Below are 17,058 nucleotides of genomic sequence, written 5' to 3'. Positions count from 1 at the left end.
TATTTTTTCTTAATTCTATATTCTTTATGTATCTATATATTAACTAATTCATTAATACAAAAAATCTACTATTATCTTTTATTCATTTATAATTACATTATTTTTTATTAAAATTATATTTTTATAGCTTTATAAACTAAGAAACTTAGTATACTGTTTTTCCCCTTATATCTTTATTTTCTTATATCTAAACCTTTTTATTTTGGATTTCTTTCTTTTTATTGCTCTTTATATCGTTTTCACTTAATTTAAACATTTTTTTATCTCAATTTGGCACACATTAAATATTACCTCATAAAATACAAGTAAATAAATTATATAAAGAGGTTTGTATATGGGAAAAAGTGCATGGGAATATGCCCTAGAAATTATTTCAATAGCTACTGATATCGATGAATTAAACACAAAATTAAGTAAAACAGATAAAATTAGTGAACGTGAAATCCTTTCATCAAAAATCGATAGTCTTGAAAATAAACTATTTGAAATTAAAGACAAGCTAAAATCAATTAATATTCTCTAGCTTATTTATACTTATAAAAAAGGAGAATTCAATCTAAAATCACCTTACATTAAAGTATATTTTAAACTAAATTCTCCTTTTTTAATTATTATATTAATATCTTTCACTTTTAAACAATGTAAAAATATTTCCACTAACTATTATCAATGCAATCGTAAAAAAGAAATAATATTTATCTATATTCTGACTTAGAGTATTTTCTTCAATTTCTTCATTACTGATGTTATTATGTTCTTTTTCTTTATTTAATTCACTATGTATATTCTCTTCACGATTTATATCTACTTCTGGATTTACATCTACCTCAGGCTTTTCTCCTAACTCAGGTATTTCTTCATTCTCAATATCTTCTTGTATTTCATCACTAATATTTACTATCTCTGCTAAATCCCTTACTAGCAGAAGATATCCATCAGTACCCTCAACTACAATACCTACTATTGAAATTACATCTCCGACTTTAATTTTTGACTTCCATTCATATTCTAAATCACATTTGATACTATTTTCTATAAAGTTATCTATATAAACTACAGCTTCTCCACTTCCATCGTTAATATAAATAATATTTTCAACTATAGATGTTACTTTTCCTATAGTTTTCACCAACATACCTTCATTTTTTTCTTGCATACTATCAAATGTTGAAAATTCTATTGGCAATATTAAATTTATTCTTTCATCAATTATTTGTAAATCATAATTTTCATCTTGCAATTTAATTTGCGCATTACCAAATTTTGAACTTACACGTCCAGTTACTCTAACCTTTTGACCTAGCTTTACTTTAGATTCTATAACTCCATAAACCTCTATTCCGCTAGTATCATCCTGAACATAGATAACATTATTAAATAAATTGCTATTTGACTCGGCCTTAGATGCTACAGTAACATAGCCTTCAACAATTACTTTCTCTCCCAATTTATCCAGTATATTATCACTATTTTTATCAATTTTAACAGACAAAATTGAACTTAATTCTATTTTAGGTACTGGCGCTAAATATCTTAAAAGCATATTAGTTATTTCATAATTAGAAAAATTGCTATCACTAATTTCATCTTCATAATAAAAATTTGTACCTGATATAACTATCTTCGAATTATTATCTAATGTTTCGATAGCTAGTCCTACTACTTCTCCCTTATTTACTGAAACATTATCATTTTGCTTATCATAATAATGTCCATAAGTACTTTCATGACCTTCGATTAATACTTCTATATTATCACTTGATTAAGGAATAATTAAAGTTGATCCATTAAAAAATTTAAATTTCTTATCTACATCAATTCCTACTAATAATTCGCTTTCTATATTATATTTATTAAAACTTAAATTATAATTTTCTCCATCATTTATATCATTATCAATAGCTTGATCATCATTTAATCGTATTTTTGCCCCAATTGCTTCTAAAATATGATTTCCTTTCTTAGCATATTCACAATTTGAATTTTCATCATAAATATCTGAACTAGATGTTATTATAAGATTTCCTCCACCACTTATGTATTTAGTTATTAAATTTATTTCAACTTGAGATGCAATGTTTATATACTCTTGCGTTAAAATTAATAATTTTGCTTCACTTAAAACTTGATTTGATAATACGTTTTCATTTAAAACTAATTTCATTCCATTTTCTTTGACAATATTTTTTAATGTTTTCAGGTTATCATCTGATTTAACTCCATTATTATACCCCTGTTGAACTACAACCTTAGATAATTCCTTCATTTTTGATACTTTTATATCAACACTACTATTACTCTCTATTTTGATATTATCTTCTTTTATAGTATTATTATCTAACTTGCTACTATTTTTAGTAATATATCCACTTACTTTAACTTCAATAGTATATCTCCCAGCCTTATTAAAATAATAATCTATATATGTATTTATACTTTCTCCTGCTAAAATTTTATCTATGTTAACCACCTTAATTGGCTTTAATTTACTTTTTGTAAAATATTCAATTTTAACCCTATTAATCTCAACCAATTTTGTATTATGTATAACAGTTTCAATCTTTATTTCTTCATTTTCCACAATCAAATCACTATCTTCTAGTACATTATTCTTTATATCAATTATTTTTTCATTATAAGTACTAAATTCTAACTCTCTACTATTCTCTTCAGCTCTTACAGTTATGCAAGGTGAAATCACTTGACTTATAGCCAATAAAAACACTATTAACATACATATACATGCATTACCCACTATTTTAAATAAACCCATTTTGTCCCCCTTATGAACATATCTTCTTATGTTTTATCTTGATTTTACCATAAAAGTTAATTTACTAGAAGTATATTTACTTTATATTCCGTATACTTCAAATTATATAACCTAGTTTACATATCAAAAGCTCTAAGTGTTACCCTAGAGCTTTCTTGATTATTTTCTTAATTCTTTTTTCTTATATACAATTGCTATTCCACCTACAGTACATAATAAAGCAATTATTATATAATACATATTATTAGTCCCTCCAGTTTGAGGTAATATACTACCATCAACAGTGCTTGACTTTTCAGCAATTATGAATTTTCCTATTTTATCTGTTGTAAATACTATAGTGTTACCATCAACTTTAGTTTCTACTATTTCATATTTCTTATTTTCTTCATTATAGTAGAATGCAGATAATTTAGATTTATTTAATCCTTTTAATTCATCATCTGTTAATGTAATAGATATTGTAATTCTTCCGTCCTTTGCAGTTGTGATCTTAGTAGATTTATCTCTATTCTTTATAGATAAGTCTATTTCATAAACTTTATTTACTGCCTTTAAGCCCTTTGTAATAGTATCATCATTACTCTTCTTTAATTTAACTATTACAGAAGAACCATCTACAAGTAACTCCTTATCAAATACACTAAATGGTATTAATAATGTTTGATTACCATTAGTTATTTCTATAGAACCAGTACCATTTTTAATACTTTCTATATCAGTAATCTCAACAATAGCTTCATCACTTGGCTTACTAATATTAATTTTATTATTACCATCTTTATCTGTAATTTTATCAACTTTTATAGTTCCATTTTCTTCTGGCTTAACTTCAACAGATGTATCATCATCTTCATCCTCTTCAGAATCTTGCTTTTCTACTGTAACCTTAATTTCTTTAGTAGCCTCTTTTCCATTTTGATCAACTACTTTATATATAACTTTATAATCCCCTTCTTTAGAGGTATCAACTGTATTTTCAATTACCTCTAATTTTTCTGTAATATCATTTCCTTCTGCATCACTTGCAGTAATGCCTTCTAATACATTGAATTCATCGCCAAGCTTTAAAACTCTATCATTTGCATTAATAGTTGGTCCTGGTATTTCTTCACCTTCAGCTAATCTTGTTATTTCTAATGATAAATCTTTTGTCGCAAATCCTATTGCTTCTTCATTATTATTAAATATATCTGGGTTATTTTTATTTTCATCTGTTGGCTCAATGTGAATATTAATATCGTTTTTACCAACATTTAATTTAACTTGATGCACAAAATTACCGTTTTCATCAACTTCAACTTTTTCACCATTTATAGTTAAGTTCGGATCTAACATTGAATTACCTTTAACTGTAATAGTGTCATTCTTTGTATAGCTTCCATTTGATGGATCTAACACAACTACAGGCATATCCTTCCATCTTACCACTTCATTTTCAACAAGCATTTTACCATTACCTTGATTAACTACTGTAATTTTTTCATTACCACCTTCTCCAGTAGTACAACCATACTTACTTTGATTAGCAGCCTTTGGATTTGAATAATTCATTAATGCTTCTTGATCCCAAGCTCCACCTTTAACATACTTATATTCAATTTCTTCACCTTCTAAAACTGAAATAGTATAAGTCCAGTCAGCTGTAACAGCACCATTCCTGCTCATTTCCCATGAGTTTACATCCCATCCATTCATTCCACCTGGCATTGTTATTACAGCATCAAGTGGTGTATATGAAGGTGCATGTAATTTAAACGTTACTTCTACCATAACTAAATCTGGTGTAACATCAACTAAATTTGATTTAATTGAATTACCACCATTTGTATAAGCAATTACTTCATACTTATATTCAGTTTTATTTTTTACATCTGTATCTTTATAAGATACTATTGACTTATCTTGAATTCTTGCAACTACAACTCCATTTCTAACAATTTCATATAGAGCTATATTATTTTCTCCAACAATATTCCAGCTTAAATTAACTTCTCCTGATTGCGCTTCAGGTGTGTTTAACTCAATAGCTTCTGCTGGAGATACATTATCATTAACAGCTAATTTAAATGATTTAACTTCTGTAGACTTTATGCTATCCTTGTCATTAAATCCATAAGTTCCTTTAGTAGTAAACTCAAACTTATATTCATACTTTCCAGCTTTATTTGCTATAAATGACGCTGTAAATACGTCATTATTACCATTTTCCTCTAAATAAGTCCCTTTGAATGTTGTAAATTCCTCATCTCCAGGATATTTAACTAGTAATCTTCCAACTAATCCTTCAGATGCTCCTTCTACGTTTGAAACATTTTCTATATATACTTCAGAATTAACATTTATAGATGATGATATATCAACCTTATCAGCTTTTACGTCACTCAAATTACCAAGCCATGTAATTTCTGAATGTGGAGTTAATCCATCACTCCAAGATAAAGGTGATTCATTTCCATCTTTATCTATTGCACTTACTGCAAAGTATAATCTATTACCATTTGTTAATTTATCAATTGTAATCTCAGTATTATCTACTATCTCAACTTCTATTTGTAAACTTCCCTTAAAACTTGAAGAATAAACCTTATATTCTTTTGCTCCTTTTACAGAATCCCATTTTAAAGTTACTTCTCCATTTCCTTCAATTCCTGTAATATTACTAACTGAATCAGGTAATTTTATAACATTTATACTTGTCATCATTCTACCAGTCATTGCAGGAATAGTTATTTCAACTTTTCCATCTTTAACTGAAATTTTATAATCAGAATCTAGTCCATCGATGAAATTAGTACCATTTCCAGTAAATTCTTTTAAATCTAAAGTTATTTTAGCATCACTTTGTGTAGGATTAATAGCTACTATAGCATGTTTATCCTCATAGCTTCTTCCATATACATATACTCCTTCAGTACCAGTATATAAAGTTGTTAAATCTCCATAAGAAAATAATTCTTTATTATTTTCTCTAACTGCTCCAATTGCTTCATAAAAACTAACTAATGAATCATCCTCATTACCCCATGGGTAAGTTCTTCTACAATCTGGATCTTTAGATCCTGTAACTCCTGCTTCGTCTCCATAGTAAATAGTAGGAGCTCCAGCATAACCAAATTCAAATAAAGCAGCAAGCTTTAATCTTTGCTTTCCTAGATTTTCATCATAATTTCCAAGTTCAGCTCTTTCAGAAGAATCACTTCCTCCTCCTAATACATAAATTGCTCTTGCAACATCATGAGATCCCATTAAGTTCATTAATGCATAAAATGCTTCTTCTGGATAATCTTCATAAACAGCCATTAATGTATCATTTAATCTTGTTGCATTACCATTTTTTTAATAATCAATTAACGCTGCTCTTATTCTATAATTCATTACTGAATCATATTGATCACCAACAAAATATTTTGAAGCATCATCCCAGATTTCACCTAAAATAAGCGTTTCACTATTATGCTCCTTCATAACTTCTCTAAAGTCATTCCAAAATACTGTATCAACCTCATTAGCAACATCAAGTCTCCAACCATCTGCTCCCCAATCAATCCATTGTTTCGCAACAGAATCTTCATCTTTGTAGATATAATCAACTAACTCTTTGTTGTTCCATTCACTTGCTTTATTAACAAATTCGTCATTTTCACTAGCTAAACCTAATTCAATAGCTTCTTCCTTAGTTACTGATTTAAATTCTGGTAGTGAATCATATCCCCACCATCCTTGATAATCATATCTTTCATTTGTTGTTCCAACATCAACCTTAGTATTCTTAATATTGAACCATAAATGCCATTTTTCTTCACTAAATGTTTGTCCATCTTCAACAAAATAGGCATCTGCCTTAGTCATTGCAGCTTCTTGTGTTATTGCCTCATTATTCATTGAATCATATACATATGACCAATATTCATATGCACCAACTGTATCATATTTACCATATCTATCAAAATAAATAGAATCATCACCAACGTGGTTAAATACACCATCTACAATTAAGTGCATTCCTCTACTTTTTAATTCTGCAGTAAATGCCTTAAATTCTTCTTCTGTTCCAAACATAGGATCTAAAGTTTTATAATCTGTAGCATCATATTTATGATTTGAAGAAGCCATAGAAATAGGATTTAAATATAATGTATTAACTCCTAATCCTTGCAAATAATCTAATTTTTCTTGAATTCCTTCAATATCACCACCAAAGAAATCATTTGACCATATTCCATCACCAGAATATGCTCCATCAATATCATCCATCCCATTTTCACCCAATCTCGGATTATCTGGTAGTGAGTTCCAAGTTTCATGAGCTTCTATTGGTTCCTCTCCTCTTGCATTTTCTTTAGCTGTATCATTTGATTCCTCACCATTAAAAAATCTATCAGGGAAAATTTGATAAACAACTGCCTCTTTCATCCAATCAGGAGTTTTATAATCTTTATCATAAACAGTAAGTTGGAAGAATAGTCCATTTTTATCTCCTACAGTTCCAGTTTTACCTTCGCTACCATCTTCACAATAGTATTTTACAGTATCACCATCACCAGCAATAAATTTATATCCATAAACTCCAATTTCGTCTGGTGTAAATGTAGCTTCCCATATATCAACTTGTTCTTCATCTACAGTAATTGTCGATACTTTTTCCATATTATAAAGGTCTGATCTGTTTGTATTAGTATTTCTTACTAATACTCTAGCATATTGTAAATCACCTTTTTGTGCATGCATTCTAACTGTTACATCAGTTCCCTCAGCAACTGCTCCAAATGGATATTTATATAGGTTATCCCAAGTATTGTGATATAACATATCACCATTTACCTGTCCATCTAAATCTATTATTTCTTTTGAAGCTAATGGTGAATGATAACCAAAGGCTTCTTTGCCTTGTGTTACGTATATATCTAATGTTCCATCATTAGATACATGCCTCAAATCAATAAATCTGTTAATATCTACATCCTTTTCAGCCCATTCATTATCACCTTCAGTTTTCTTAACAATGAACCCCATCTTAGTATCATTAATTAGGTTTTCATATACCTTAGTTGCTACTTTACCATAACTATCTTCTGAAGTTAATTCTAATGTTTCTCCATCTGTACCATCTAACCATTCCCATATATTCCAATTGTCATAGTCTTTACTATTTCTCTTATAATGAATATTTACAGTAATTTCTTCATATTCTTTTATAAATGCCCTTTGGATAACACTCTTTGGATTTTCCTTTTCACCATAAATTACAACGATTTCATTATTATCATTATTTAGATCAGAGATTTCATATTTTAAATCTCCAGTTGCCTTATTATCCCAACCTTGTCCTTCTTTTACTATAATCCCCAGCTCACCTTCTGTTACATTAGCTGGTAATTCTAATAACGCATATGCTCCTTCTTTATCTATATAATCAAACTCAACAAATTTTCCTACTTCCCCCGGATACCATGTCCAAAATCCCCAGTTTTCGTATTTAGTTTCTCCTTCTTTTACAAATCTTACTTTTACTGTTTTTTTCTCTTGTTGCTTTGGTACAACAATTACTGAATTTTCTCCATTAACTTCTGTATTCAACGAGTCTTTAAATGCACCTTCCCAATTATCACCTTCACATGGTTTAAATTTATATTCATATGTTCCTGGTTCTAAGTTGATCGTTGTAGAAAAAATGCCTTGTTCATTTTTTTCCATTTTTATTTCTTTAGATGTATTCCACTCAACCATCGATCCAATTAAATATAAATTTTCGCCTTCATATTCAGCTCTAAATGTTACACTACCATCTTCATTAATTTCTGGACTTTTTAATTCTGATTCACCTTCTACTGAAATCAATGCATTAGAAGTAAAATCACCTTCTTCAGAATGCTTAGGATTTAATGGGTCCCCTTGCCAATCGCCAAATTCTTGATTACTTGTGTCTGGAGACCAAGTTACTATTCCATATTCATAATTTCCTGGTGCAAGATCTAATGTTACAGACCAAATATTTGAGCTACTTTCATTTATCATCTCATGTAAAACTGACCATTCATTATCAAAAGATCCTTTTACTGCAACTCTCGTTTCTGTTCCATTACCTAAATAATATAATGTAACCTTTCCATTACTAACCTGTGGATTAACTACAACTGCTGGATTATTACCCTTTTTATATGAATTTAATGGATCACCCTTCCAATCACCATTAATATCATCAGTAGTTGTATCTGCCCAAGTCACAATTCCATATTCATTTATTCCTGATATTCCCTCAACTGTGGTTGTCCAAATATTATTTTCACCTTTTATCATATCAATTGTATTCCAACCACTAAATTCACCCTTTACCTTTACAGCATTTTCTGTTCCATCACCTTGATAATTAAAAGTAACAGTTCCATCACTATTAACTACTGGGCTTTTTAATACTGTTTCAGCCAAAACATCACTCACACCGTTAGGAAACGGTACCAGATTTAGACAAAATAATACTAACATCATTACTGCTACTTGCCATTTGTACTTCATTAATCCCCTTTTTTTCATAAATTTCTCCTCCCTATTTTTTAATTTAAAAGAAAATATCTATTTAGGAAATCGTTTCCAAATATCTATATTATCTTTTAAATTTACTTTACATTCTTATTGTAAAGTATTCCCATGGTTTATTTCTACCTTTTTTATATTTTTTGTGCATTTTAACAAATCTTTTTTCATATTATATATTTTATTTTTATTTAATGTTATAATTATTATATATACATAAATTAAAGGAGCTATGCCTATAACATAGCTCCTTTTCTCTTTAGTCACTTCCTAAATTAATGCCTAACATCCCAGAAAGAATGCCAACAACTACACAAAGTGAAAATTTCATCAAATCATATAATCCCAATGTAGCTTCTGCTCCAAATAAAACTCCAATAGCATATAAGGATATGTAAAATAAAACTCCTACAGAAAGTCCTACTAGCCAACCCTTATGACCATATAGTTTTGCTGCAAATATTGTTCCAAATATTAAGCTAATACTAGTTATAACTACATAAATGGCACTAAACATTCCTGAACTAATGTCTACAAAAGACATAACTAAAGATAAAATTGCAGTTAACACTGTTACTACTGCTATAGCTCCCACTACACCTTTTAGAACATTATTAAAATAGTCTTTCCACTCCATAAAAACACCCCCTTTTAGTTCATTCTATGACCTAAAAGGGGGTATTATTCTTTAATTATGCAACGTCTTTGCTTAATTTTTGAGCTATAGCATTCTTAGTAATTCTAAATCTTACTCTATCTGGACCTGATTGGATAACCATTTGATCTTCTTCGATTGTTATAATTTTTCCAACTATTCCGCCTCTTGTTAAAATTTCGTCATTTACTTTTAATTCTGATAACATTGTATTATACTTCTTTGTTCTCTTCTTTTCTGGAACTATTAATAAAAAGTACATAATTGCAAACATTGCTACTAAAGGTAATAGTGTAGCTAATAATTGTGCCATTTAAAAATCCCTTCCCTTCACATTCATCTTTAAGGATACATCGTAATATTTACTATGTATTAAATACTATACTTTATTTAAAATTATATGTCAATTCTATGAACAAATCAATTTCTAACTTTCACAAATTATTCACAAAACATAGTTTAGAATTTATTTTTTACAATTCCATTCTCTTAATTTTTGTTCTTTAAATTCACTATAAGTGCCATTATCAATTGCTGTTCTTATATCTGCCATAAGCTTGTTATAGAAGTATAAATTATGTAATACACATAATCTTAATGCTAGCATTTCTTTAGCTTTAAATAAATGTCTTATATAGCTTCTTGTATAATGCTTACATGCTGGACATTCACAACCTTCATCTATTGGTCTTTCGTCTAATTCAAATTTTGCATTCATTAAGTTTATCTTACCTTGCCCTGTAAATACGTGCCCATGTCTACCATTTCTAGCTGGTAGAACACAGTCAAAGAAATCTACTCCTCTATCTACAGCTTCTAATATATTTTCTGGAGTTCCAACCCCCATTAAATATATCGGTTTATCTTCTGGTAAGTGTGGTACTACAGCATCAATAACTCTATACATTTCTTCATGAGTCTCACCAACTGCTAATCCACCTATAGCATATCCATCTAAATCCATTTTAGCAATATGCTTAGCATGTTCGATTCTTATATCTTCATAACATCCACCTTGATTAATTCCAAATAACATTTGCTCTTTATTTATTGTCTCTGGAAGAGAATTTAATCTATCCATCTCAATTTTACATCTTTCAAGCCATCTATTTGTTCTTGCAACTGATTGAAGAACATACTCTCTAGTAGATGGATTTGGTATACATTCATCAAATGCCATTGCAATTGTTGATGCTAAATTACTTTGAATTTGCATTGATTCTTCTGGTCCCATAAATATTTTTTTTCCATCTATATGAGAATTAAAGTATACTCCTTCTTCTTTAATTTTTCTCATTGATGATAATGAAAATACTTGGAATCCACCTGAGTCTGTCAAAATTGGTCTATCCCAATTCATAAACTTATGTAATCCACCCATTTTTGCAACTACCTTGTCACTTGGTCTTAAATGTAGGTGATATGTATTTGAAAGCTCAACTTGGCATCCAATTTCCTTTAAATCCATTGAAGAAACTCCACCCTTAATTGCAGCTAAAGTACCAACATTCATAAATACTGGTGTTTCTATAGTTCCATGAGGTGTTTCAAATCTACCTCTTCTTGCCTTACCGTCTTTTTTTAATAACGTATATCTTTTACTCAAAACTTCACGTCCTTCTTAACTTATGTATTCTATTTTATTATCATTGAATCTCCAAAAGAGAAGAATCTATATCTTTCTTTTACAGCTTCATTATAAGCATTCATTACTTTTTCTTTTCCTGCTAATGCAGAAACTAACATTATTAATGTTGATTCTGGTAAATGGAAATTTGTTATAAGCTTATCTACTACTTTAAACTTATATCCTGGATAAATGAATATATTAGTCCATCCACTTTGTGCTTTAACAAATCCATTTTCATCACCAATTGTCTCTAAAGTTCTTGTTGATGTTGTTCCAACCGAAATAATCTTATTTCCACGCTTCTTTGTTTCGTTTATTATCTTTGCATCTTCTTCTTCCAAATGATAAAATTCCGAATGCATAACATGTTCATTTACATCATCAACCTTTACTGGTCTAAATGTACCAAGTCCTACATGTAATGTAACATATGCTATATTAATACCTTTTTCTTTAACTTCTTCTAAAAGTTCTTTAGTAAAATGTAATCCTGCAGTAGGTGCTGCTGCTGATCCTTTTTCCTTAGAATAAACAGTTTGATATCTTTCCTTATCATCAAGTCTTTCTGTTATATAAGGAGGAAGTGGCATTTCTCCAAGCTCATCTAAAACTTGTTCAAATATTCCATCGTAAGAAAATTCAATAATTCTATTTCCTTCTTCTATTATATCTACAACCTTACATCTTAACTTTCCTTCACCAAATACAAATTCAGCTCCTATTTTAGCTCTTTTACCTGGCTTAGCTAAGCACTCCCATTTATCTCCTTCAATTCTTTTTAAAAGTAAAAACTCAATTTTACCTCCACTTTCAGCCTTTTCTCCTATAAGTCTTGCTGGCATTACTCTAGTATTATTTAAAACTAATGTATCTCCTGGATTTAAATAGTTTATAACATCATAAAAATGTTTATGCTCTATCTCTCCAGTTTCTTTATCTAAAACCATTAATCTAGAATAATCCCTTCTTTCTAGTGGATGTTGAGCTATAAGCTCCTCTGGTAAGTAAAAATCAAAATCACTTGTTTTCATTATATATCTCCTAACCTTCAAAAAAACTAGTTTGCTTTTTTGTAACTTTTTTGCCCCTTATTCTACCTAAATGACTATAAGCCTTATCCGTAGCGGTTCTTCCCCTAGCAGTTCTAACTATAAATCCTTTTTGTAGCAAATATGGCTCATAAACATCTTCTATTGTTCCAAGCTCTTCCCCTATAAAATAAGATAATGTTTCTATCCCAACAGGACCGCCGTTAAAATTATCAATAATCGCTTCTAAAATTTTATTATCAACTCTATCAAACCCTTGAGCGTCTACCTCTAATAATTCTAACGCTGCTTTTGCTTCTTTAAAACTTATTAATGAATCAGAATATACCTCTGCATAATCTCTAACTCTCTTTAATAATCTATTTGCAATTCTCGGAGTTCCTCTAGATCTCCTAGCAATTTCATATGCACCTTCTTCAGTTATATCACACCCTAGAACAAATGCAGAACGTACAATTATTTCTTTCAATTGCTCTTCTGTATAATACACCATATCACACAAAACCCCAAATCTATCTCTTAAAGGAGATGTAAGCATACCTATTCTAGTAGTAGCTCCTATTAAAGTAAAATGTGGTAAATCTAATCTAATTGATTTTGCTGCTGCTCCTTTACCTATAACTATATCTAAAGCATAATCTTCCATTGCAGGATATAAAATTTCTTCAACACTTCTATTTAATCTATGTATTTCATCTATAAACAAAACATCATTATCTTTTAATGTAGTTAATATAGCAGCTAAATCCCCTGCTCTTTCAATAGCTGGACCTGATGTAATCTTTAAATCCCCACCCATTTCTTTTGCTATAATATTAGCAAGGGTAGTTTTTCCTAATCCTGGTGGTCCATATAATAAAACATGATCTAATGCTTCATTTCTTTTCTTTGCAGCGGTAATAAATATATTTAATCTTTCTTTTACCTTATCTTGACCAATATATTCATTGATTTTTTGAGGTCTTAAACTTAATTCACCATTCCCATCTTCCAGAATTTCATCTGGCGTGATAATTCTCTCCAAATTATATCACCTCTATCCCATTAATACTCTTAAACATTCCTTAATAATATTTTCAACTGATTCCTGTCTATTTACTTTCTTTAATGCACTTTCAGCTTCTTTTTCTGAATATCCTAAAGCTAATAATGCTCCTAAAGCTTCGCCAATTGAATTTGCATTACTTGGTACGATATCTTCAAATCCTTCTTGAATATCAACACCTTCTGATACTTCATCTGTTTTGATTTTATCTCTTAATTCTAAAATTATTCTTCCTGCTGTTTTCTTACCAATCCCAGGTGCTCTGCATAAATGCTTATCATCTTCCATAATAATAGCATACTTTAGATTATTTATTCTACTTATTGAAAGTAATGATAATGCAGCTTTTGCTCCAACACCACTTATTGAAATAAGCAGTTTAAACATTTCTAATTCTTCTCTATCCTTAAATCCGTATAATCCAATAAAATCTTCTCTTACTATTTGTTCTAAATACAACATCACTTCTTCCGAAACTTTAGGCATTTCAGCCATAGTAGCTCCTGAAGTAAATATTTTATATCCTATACCACCATTTTCTATAATAACATAATCTTTGTTAATTCCAATATACTTCCCTTTAATATATTCGTACATTTTTATCCCCCTCAATCTAAATAAATAGATTAAATATGTTTTTGTATCTTAAAAACTTTAATATTAATTATAAAACTTATATTCTTATATAATCTAACTTATACTTTAACATTTTAAAATAACTTTTTCAATAATAAAGAGTTATGCCATTGTATAAAGCATAACTCTTCATTATAATATTACTGACCAGTTATTGGATCTCCATATGGTTCCATAATATCTATAGATTCTGTATTAGTAAATATGTTATCTATTGCATAATCAAATATGTTTAAATCAATATGATTAGATAATAATTTTGATATTACCTCTTCTCTTTCATCAAAAAAAATAACTTCCTCTTGTATTTTTTCTATTATATCTCGTGTATTATATAATTTACACTCACCTTCTTCTACTCCAATTTTATAGCAAAGAACATTTGCAATATCATCAAAATCCTCAGTTAAATCTTCATATGCACCTACTACATCATTATTTCTTGTCCTAAAATAATAGTAGTTATTAATATATGCTTTTGCTGTTTCTTCATCATGAAATCCTATTATATTTCCGCTTGGCATCACTAACAAATAATCGAAGTTTGGTACAATACTCATCTCTTCGCCTCCTTAGTAGGTTATGCTAATATTTTTCCCTATGATTATCTTGTTATACAGGTGTGTATTTTCCTATAATGAAAGAGATTATAAACAGAAACCAAATTCTATTTATAATCTCTTTTTAGTGTAAAGATATATTAAACAACTCATTAAAATATTTGAGTTGTTGATTGGGTTACAAATTTATTAATTTTAAAAATTTAATTTCGTCTTAAAAGTAAATTTTCCTTATATGTATTTATTTAACGTATTTACTTTTAAGAAATAAAAGCAGACAATTTTTCTATAGCTTCTTCCTTTGTATCATAAGAATACTTAAAATTTTTTATTGCCTCTAAGTCATCACCATGTAAGAAACTTATTGGTCGATTATTAGTATATACATCTTCACTTTCTTCAATTGTTAAATTTCCTGAATCATCTGTTTTATATATAGCAAAATATCCATCTTTTTCTCCAAGATAGTATTTGTTAGGTTGTAAAACACTTGTTGTTCCTTCTTTTACAAAAACTACTTTATCATCTTCTAAAGATTCTAGGTTATATCCATTAGCTTCATAAAAATTAACAACAAATTGTTGATTAATATCACTTACTATAGAATTTTCTTTTTTAAACTCTAAAATGCTTTGTTCTTTTTCCACAACACCTTCATTCATTAACACAACCATCATATCATCACTTAAAATTTTAGAATTATTATAAACGGTTTTTTCATCATCTTCTTTTTCTTGTGAATACTTTGGATTTATTAATCTATCACTTATAATATATGCTACAAAAAAACTAACAACTACAGCAAAAACTATAATACCTGATAAAATTGAAATTTTTTTATTAAAATGCTTATTTTCAAATTTTACTTCTTCTTTATCTTTACCATGCATTTCATTACTCATAAATATCACTCCTTTTTCTGTAATTATTGACAGCTTTCATAATGATATTCATGAATAATTATTTTTTTATTATTTTTTTACCATTCGATAGTTAATATTGTACAATCTTCTTCCTTTAATGAAATCCTATATCCTTCAGATAATAGCCAATTTATTAATTTTGTTTGAATTTCTTGAGATTCATCTGCTATTGCCAATATAGCACTAATTTTATTTACCCCCATATTTTTCCCCATATCTATATTTTCTTGAATTTTATTTTTATGCCTTTCAAAATCTTTCCTATTTTTATTTTCTAAAAACTCCATACCCACTTTCCTCCTTATATAAAAATATGATTAATAAATTATAATACTATTTTTTTTAAAATATTAACTTTTTATATATTATTTTCTTAAATTGAAGTAATAAAATATAATTCTTCTTGATTTATCATATAATATTAAGTATAATTTATTTCTGAAATATAGACAGTTCGGGAACCTCCTGTCTTTAAACAAAACTAGGTAAAAATTTATTATTAAATTTAAATAGATAATATTTTGAATTAATTAGCTTCGATGTTTTAACTTATTATTTACTTCTAAATACTATCTATTATAGCCTTAGGTTCCTAATATTTTTTATTAGGAGGTTTTTCAAAAATGAAAAATGATATGACTAAAAGACTTACTAGAACTGCAATAATTGCAGCAATCTATGCAGTAGTAACTATTGCAATTGCACCATTTTCATATGGAAATATTCAATTCAGAATTTCTGAAATCTTAGTGTTACTTGCTGTTTTTGATCCATTATACATAGGAGGACTTACACTTGGTTGCTTAATTGCTAATATTTTAGGCCCTAATGGACCAATGGATGTTATATTCGGCACATTAGCCACATTTATAAGTGTATATGCTATCTATTTTACAGGTAAAGTAATCAAAAATTACAAAGTAAAATTATTAGTTGCTTCTATTTGGCCGACCTTATTTAATGGTCTCATCATTGGATGGATGCTAAACAAACTATATGGATTACCACTACTTCTATCTATTGGAGAAGTTGCTTTAGGAGAATTAGTAGTAATAACTATAATAGGTGTACCTTTATTCCTTGTTGCAGGTTCAAGATTTAAAAATGTAATGATGTTAAAGTAATTTTCAGGACAACCTTTTAAAGGATTGTCCTTTTTTATTTATAAATTAAAGAAGCTGTATCAGATTGAATTAATAAATTCAGTCTGAATACAACTCCTTTTTAATTGTTCAAAATTTTATACACTAATT

At 28.6% G+C, this 17,058-nt stretch carries 15 protein-coding genes; 2 read left to right on the top strand and 13 right to left on the bottom strand.

Annotation, left to right across the window (positions count from 1 at the left end; translation table 11 throughout):
• Positions 1-334: 334 nt before the first annotated feature.
• A complete protein-coding gene (locus ABUA17_RS09610) occupies positions 335-523 on the top strand; it encodes a hypothetical protein (RefSeq protein ID WP_042393774.1) in 189 nt (62 codons plus the stop codon).
• A 93-nt stretch (positions 524-616) separates the two neighbouring features.
• On the opposite strand, the gene ABUA17_RS09605 is transcribed toward ABUA17_RS09610, so the two are convergent.
• The 13 genes from ABUA17_RS09605 to ABUA17_RS09545 form a co-directional block, all read right to left on the bottom strand.
• Positions 617-1,543, bottom strand: a complete 927-nt coding sequence (locus ABUA17_RS09605) for a hypothetical protein (protein ID WP_349817989.1) — start codon at positions 1,541-1,543, stop codon at positions 617-619.
• 219 nt (positions 1,544-1,762) lie between these two features.
• A complete protein-coding gene (locus tag ABUA17_RS09600; RefSeq protein ID WP_349817990.1) occupies positions 1,763-2,773 on the bottom strand; it encodes a hypothetical protein in 1,011 nt (336 codons plus the stop codon).
• A gap of 159 nt (positions 2,774-2,932) precedes the next feature.
• A complete protein-coding gene (locus ABUA17_RS18810) occupies positions 2,933-6,076 on the bottom strand; it encodes an immunoglobulin-like domain-containing protein (RefSeq protein ID WP_491006325.1) in 3,144 nt (1,047 codons plus the stop codon).
• A 36-nt stretch (positions 6,077-6,112) separates the two neighbouring features.
• Entirely contained in the window at positions 6,113-9,307 is a 3,195-nt protein-coding gene (locus tag ABUA17_RS18805) for an alpha-amylase family glycosyl hydrolase (RefSeq protein ID WP_491006329.1), read from the bottom strand.
• Positions 9,308-9,566: 259 nt separating this feature from the next.
• A complete protein-coding gene (locus ABUA17_RS09585; protein WP_042393771.1) occupies positions 9,567-9,944 on the bottom strand; it encodes a TIGR04086 family membrane protein in 378 nt (125 codons plus the stop codon).
• Positions 9,945-9,999: 55 nt separating this feature from the next.
• A complete protein-coding gene (yajC, locus tag ABUA17_RS09580) occupies positions 10,000-10,275 on the bottom strand; it encodes a preprotein translocase subunit YajC (protein WP_195951160.1) in 276 nt (91 codons plus the stop codon).
• A gap of 153 nt (positions 10,276-10,428) precedes the next feature.
• On the bottom strand, positions 10,429-11,568 hold the full coding sequence (gene tgt / locus ABUA17_RS09575; RefSeq protein ID WP_042393766.1) for a tRNA guanosine(34) transglycosylase Tgt: 1,140 nt from the start codon (positions 11,566-11,568) through the stop codon (positions 10,429-10,431).
• 29 nt (positions 11,569-11,597) lie between these two features.
• Positions 11,598-12,623: a tRNA preQ1(34) S-adenosylmethionine ribosyltransferase-isomerase QueA gene (gene queA / locus ABUA17_RS09570; RefSeq protein ID WP_042393763.1), complete on the bottom strand. Its 1,026-nt coding sequence runs from the start codon at positions 12,621-12,623 to the stop codon at positions 11,598-11,600.
• A 10-nt stretch (positions 12,624-12,633) separates the two neighbouring features.
• Complete coding sequence (gene ruvB / locus ABUA17_RS09565) at positions 12,634-13,665, bottom strand: Holliday junction branch migration DNA helicase RuvB (RefSeq protein ID WP_042393761.1); 1,032 nt, start codon at positions 13,663-13,665, stop codon at positions 12,634-12,636.
• A gap of 12 nt (positions 13,666-13,677) precedes the next feature.
• Positions 13,678-14,283 carry a Holliday junction branch migration protein RuvA gene (ruvA, locus tag ABUA17_RS09560; protein ID WP_042393758.1) on the bottom strand — a complete coding sequence of 202 codons (606 nt, stop codon included), beginning with the start codon at positions 14,281-14,283 and terminating at the stop codon, positions 13,678-13,680.
• Positions 14,284-14,462: 179 nt separating this feature from the next.
• Positions 14,463-14,882, bottom strand: coding sequence for a hypothetical protein (locus tag ABUA17_RS09555; protein ID WP_042393756.1), 420 nt, complete (start codon positions 14,880-14,882; stop codon positions 14,463-14,465).
• 260 nt (positions 14,883-15,142) lie between these two features.
• Positions 15,143-15,784 (bottom strand): hypothetical protein, encoded by a 642-nt coding sequence (locus ABUA17_RS09550; RefSeq protein ID WP_349817991.1) that lies wholly within the window; start codon positions 15,782-15,784, stop codon positions 15,143-15,145.
• A gap of 77 nt (positions 15,785-15,861) precedes the next feature.
• Positions 15,862-16,092: a hypothetical protein gene (locus ABUA17_RS09545; RefSeq protein ID WP_042393753.1), complete on the bottom strand. Its 231-nt coding sequence runs from the start codon at positions 16,090-16,092 to the stop codon at positions 15,862-15,864.
• Between the two features lie 336 nt (positions 16,093-16,428).
• On the opposite strand from ABUA17_RS09545, the gene ABUA17_RS09540 reads away from it, so the two are divergent.
• A complete protein-coding gene (locus tag ABUA17_RS09540; RefSeq protein WP_042393749.1) occupies positions 16,429-16,929 on the top strand; it encodes a QueT transporter family protein in 501 nt (166 codons plus the stop codon).
• Positions 16,930-17,058 lie beyond the last annotated feature (129 nt).

Origin of the sequence: Clostridium sp. RTP31139st1_H3_RTP31139_211217 (assembly GCF_040227035.1) — a bacterium.
In the GTDB taxonomy this organism is placed as follows: domain Bacteria; phylum Bacillota; class Clostridia; order Clostridiales; family Clostridiaceae; genus Clostridium; species Clostridium saudiense.
This window is presented reverse-complemented; position numbering and strand designations above follow the sequence as displayed.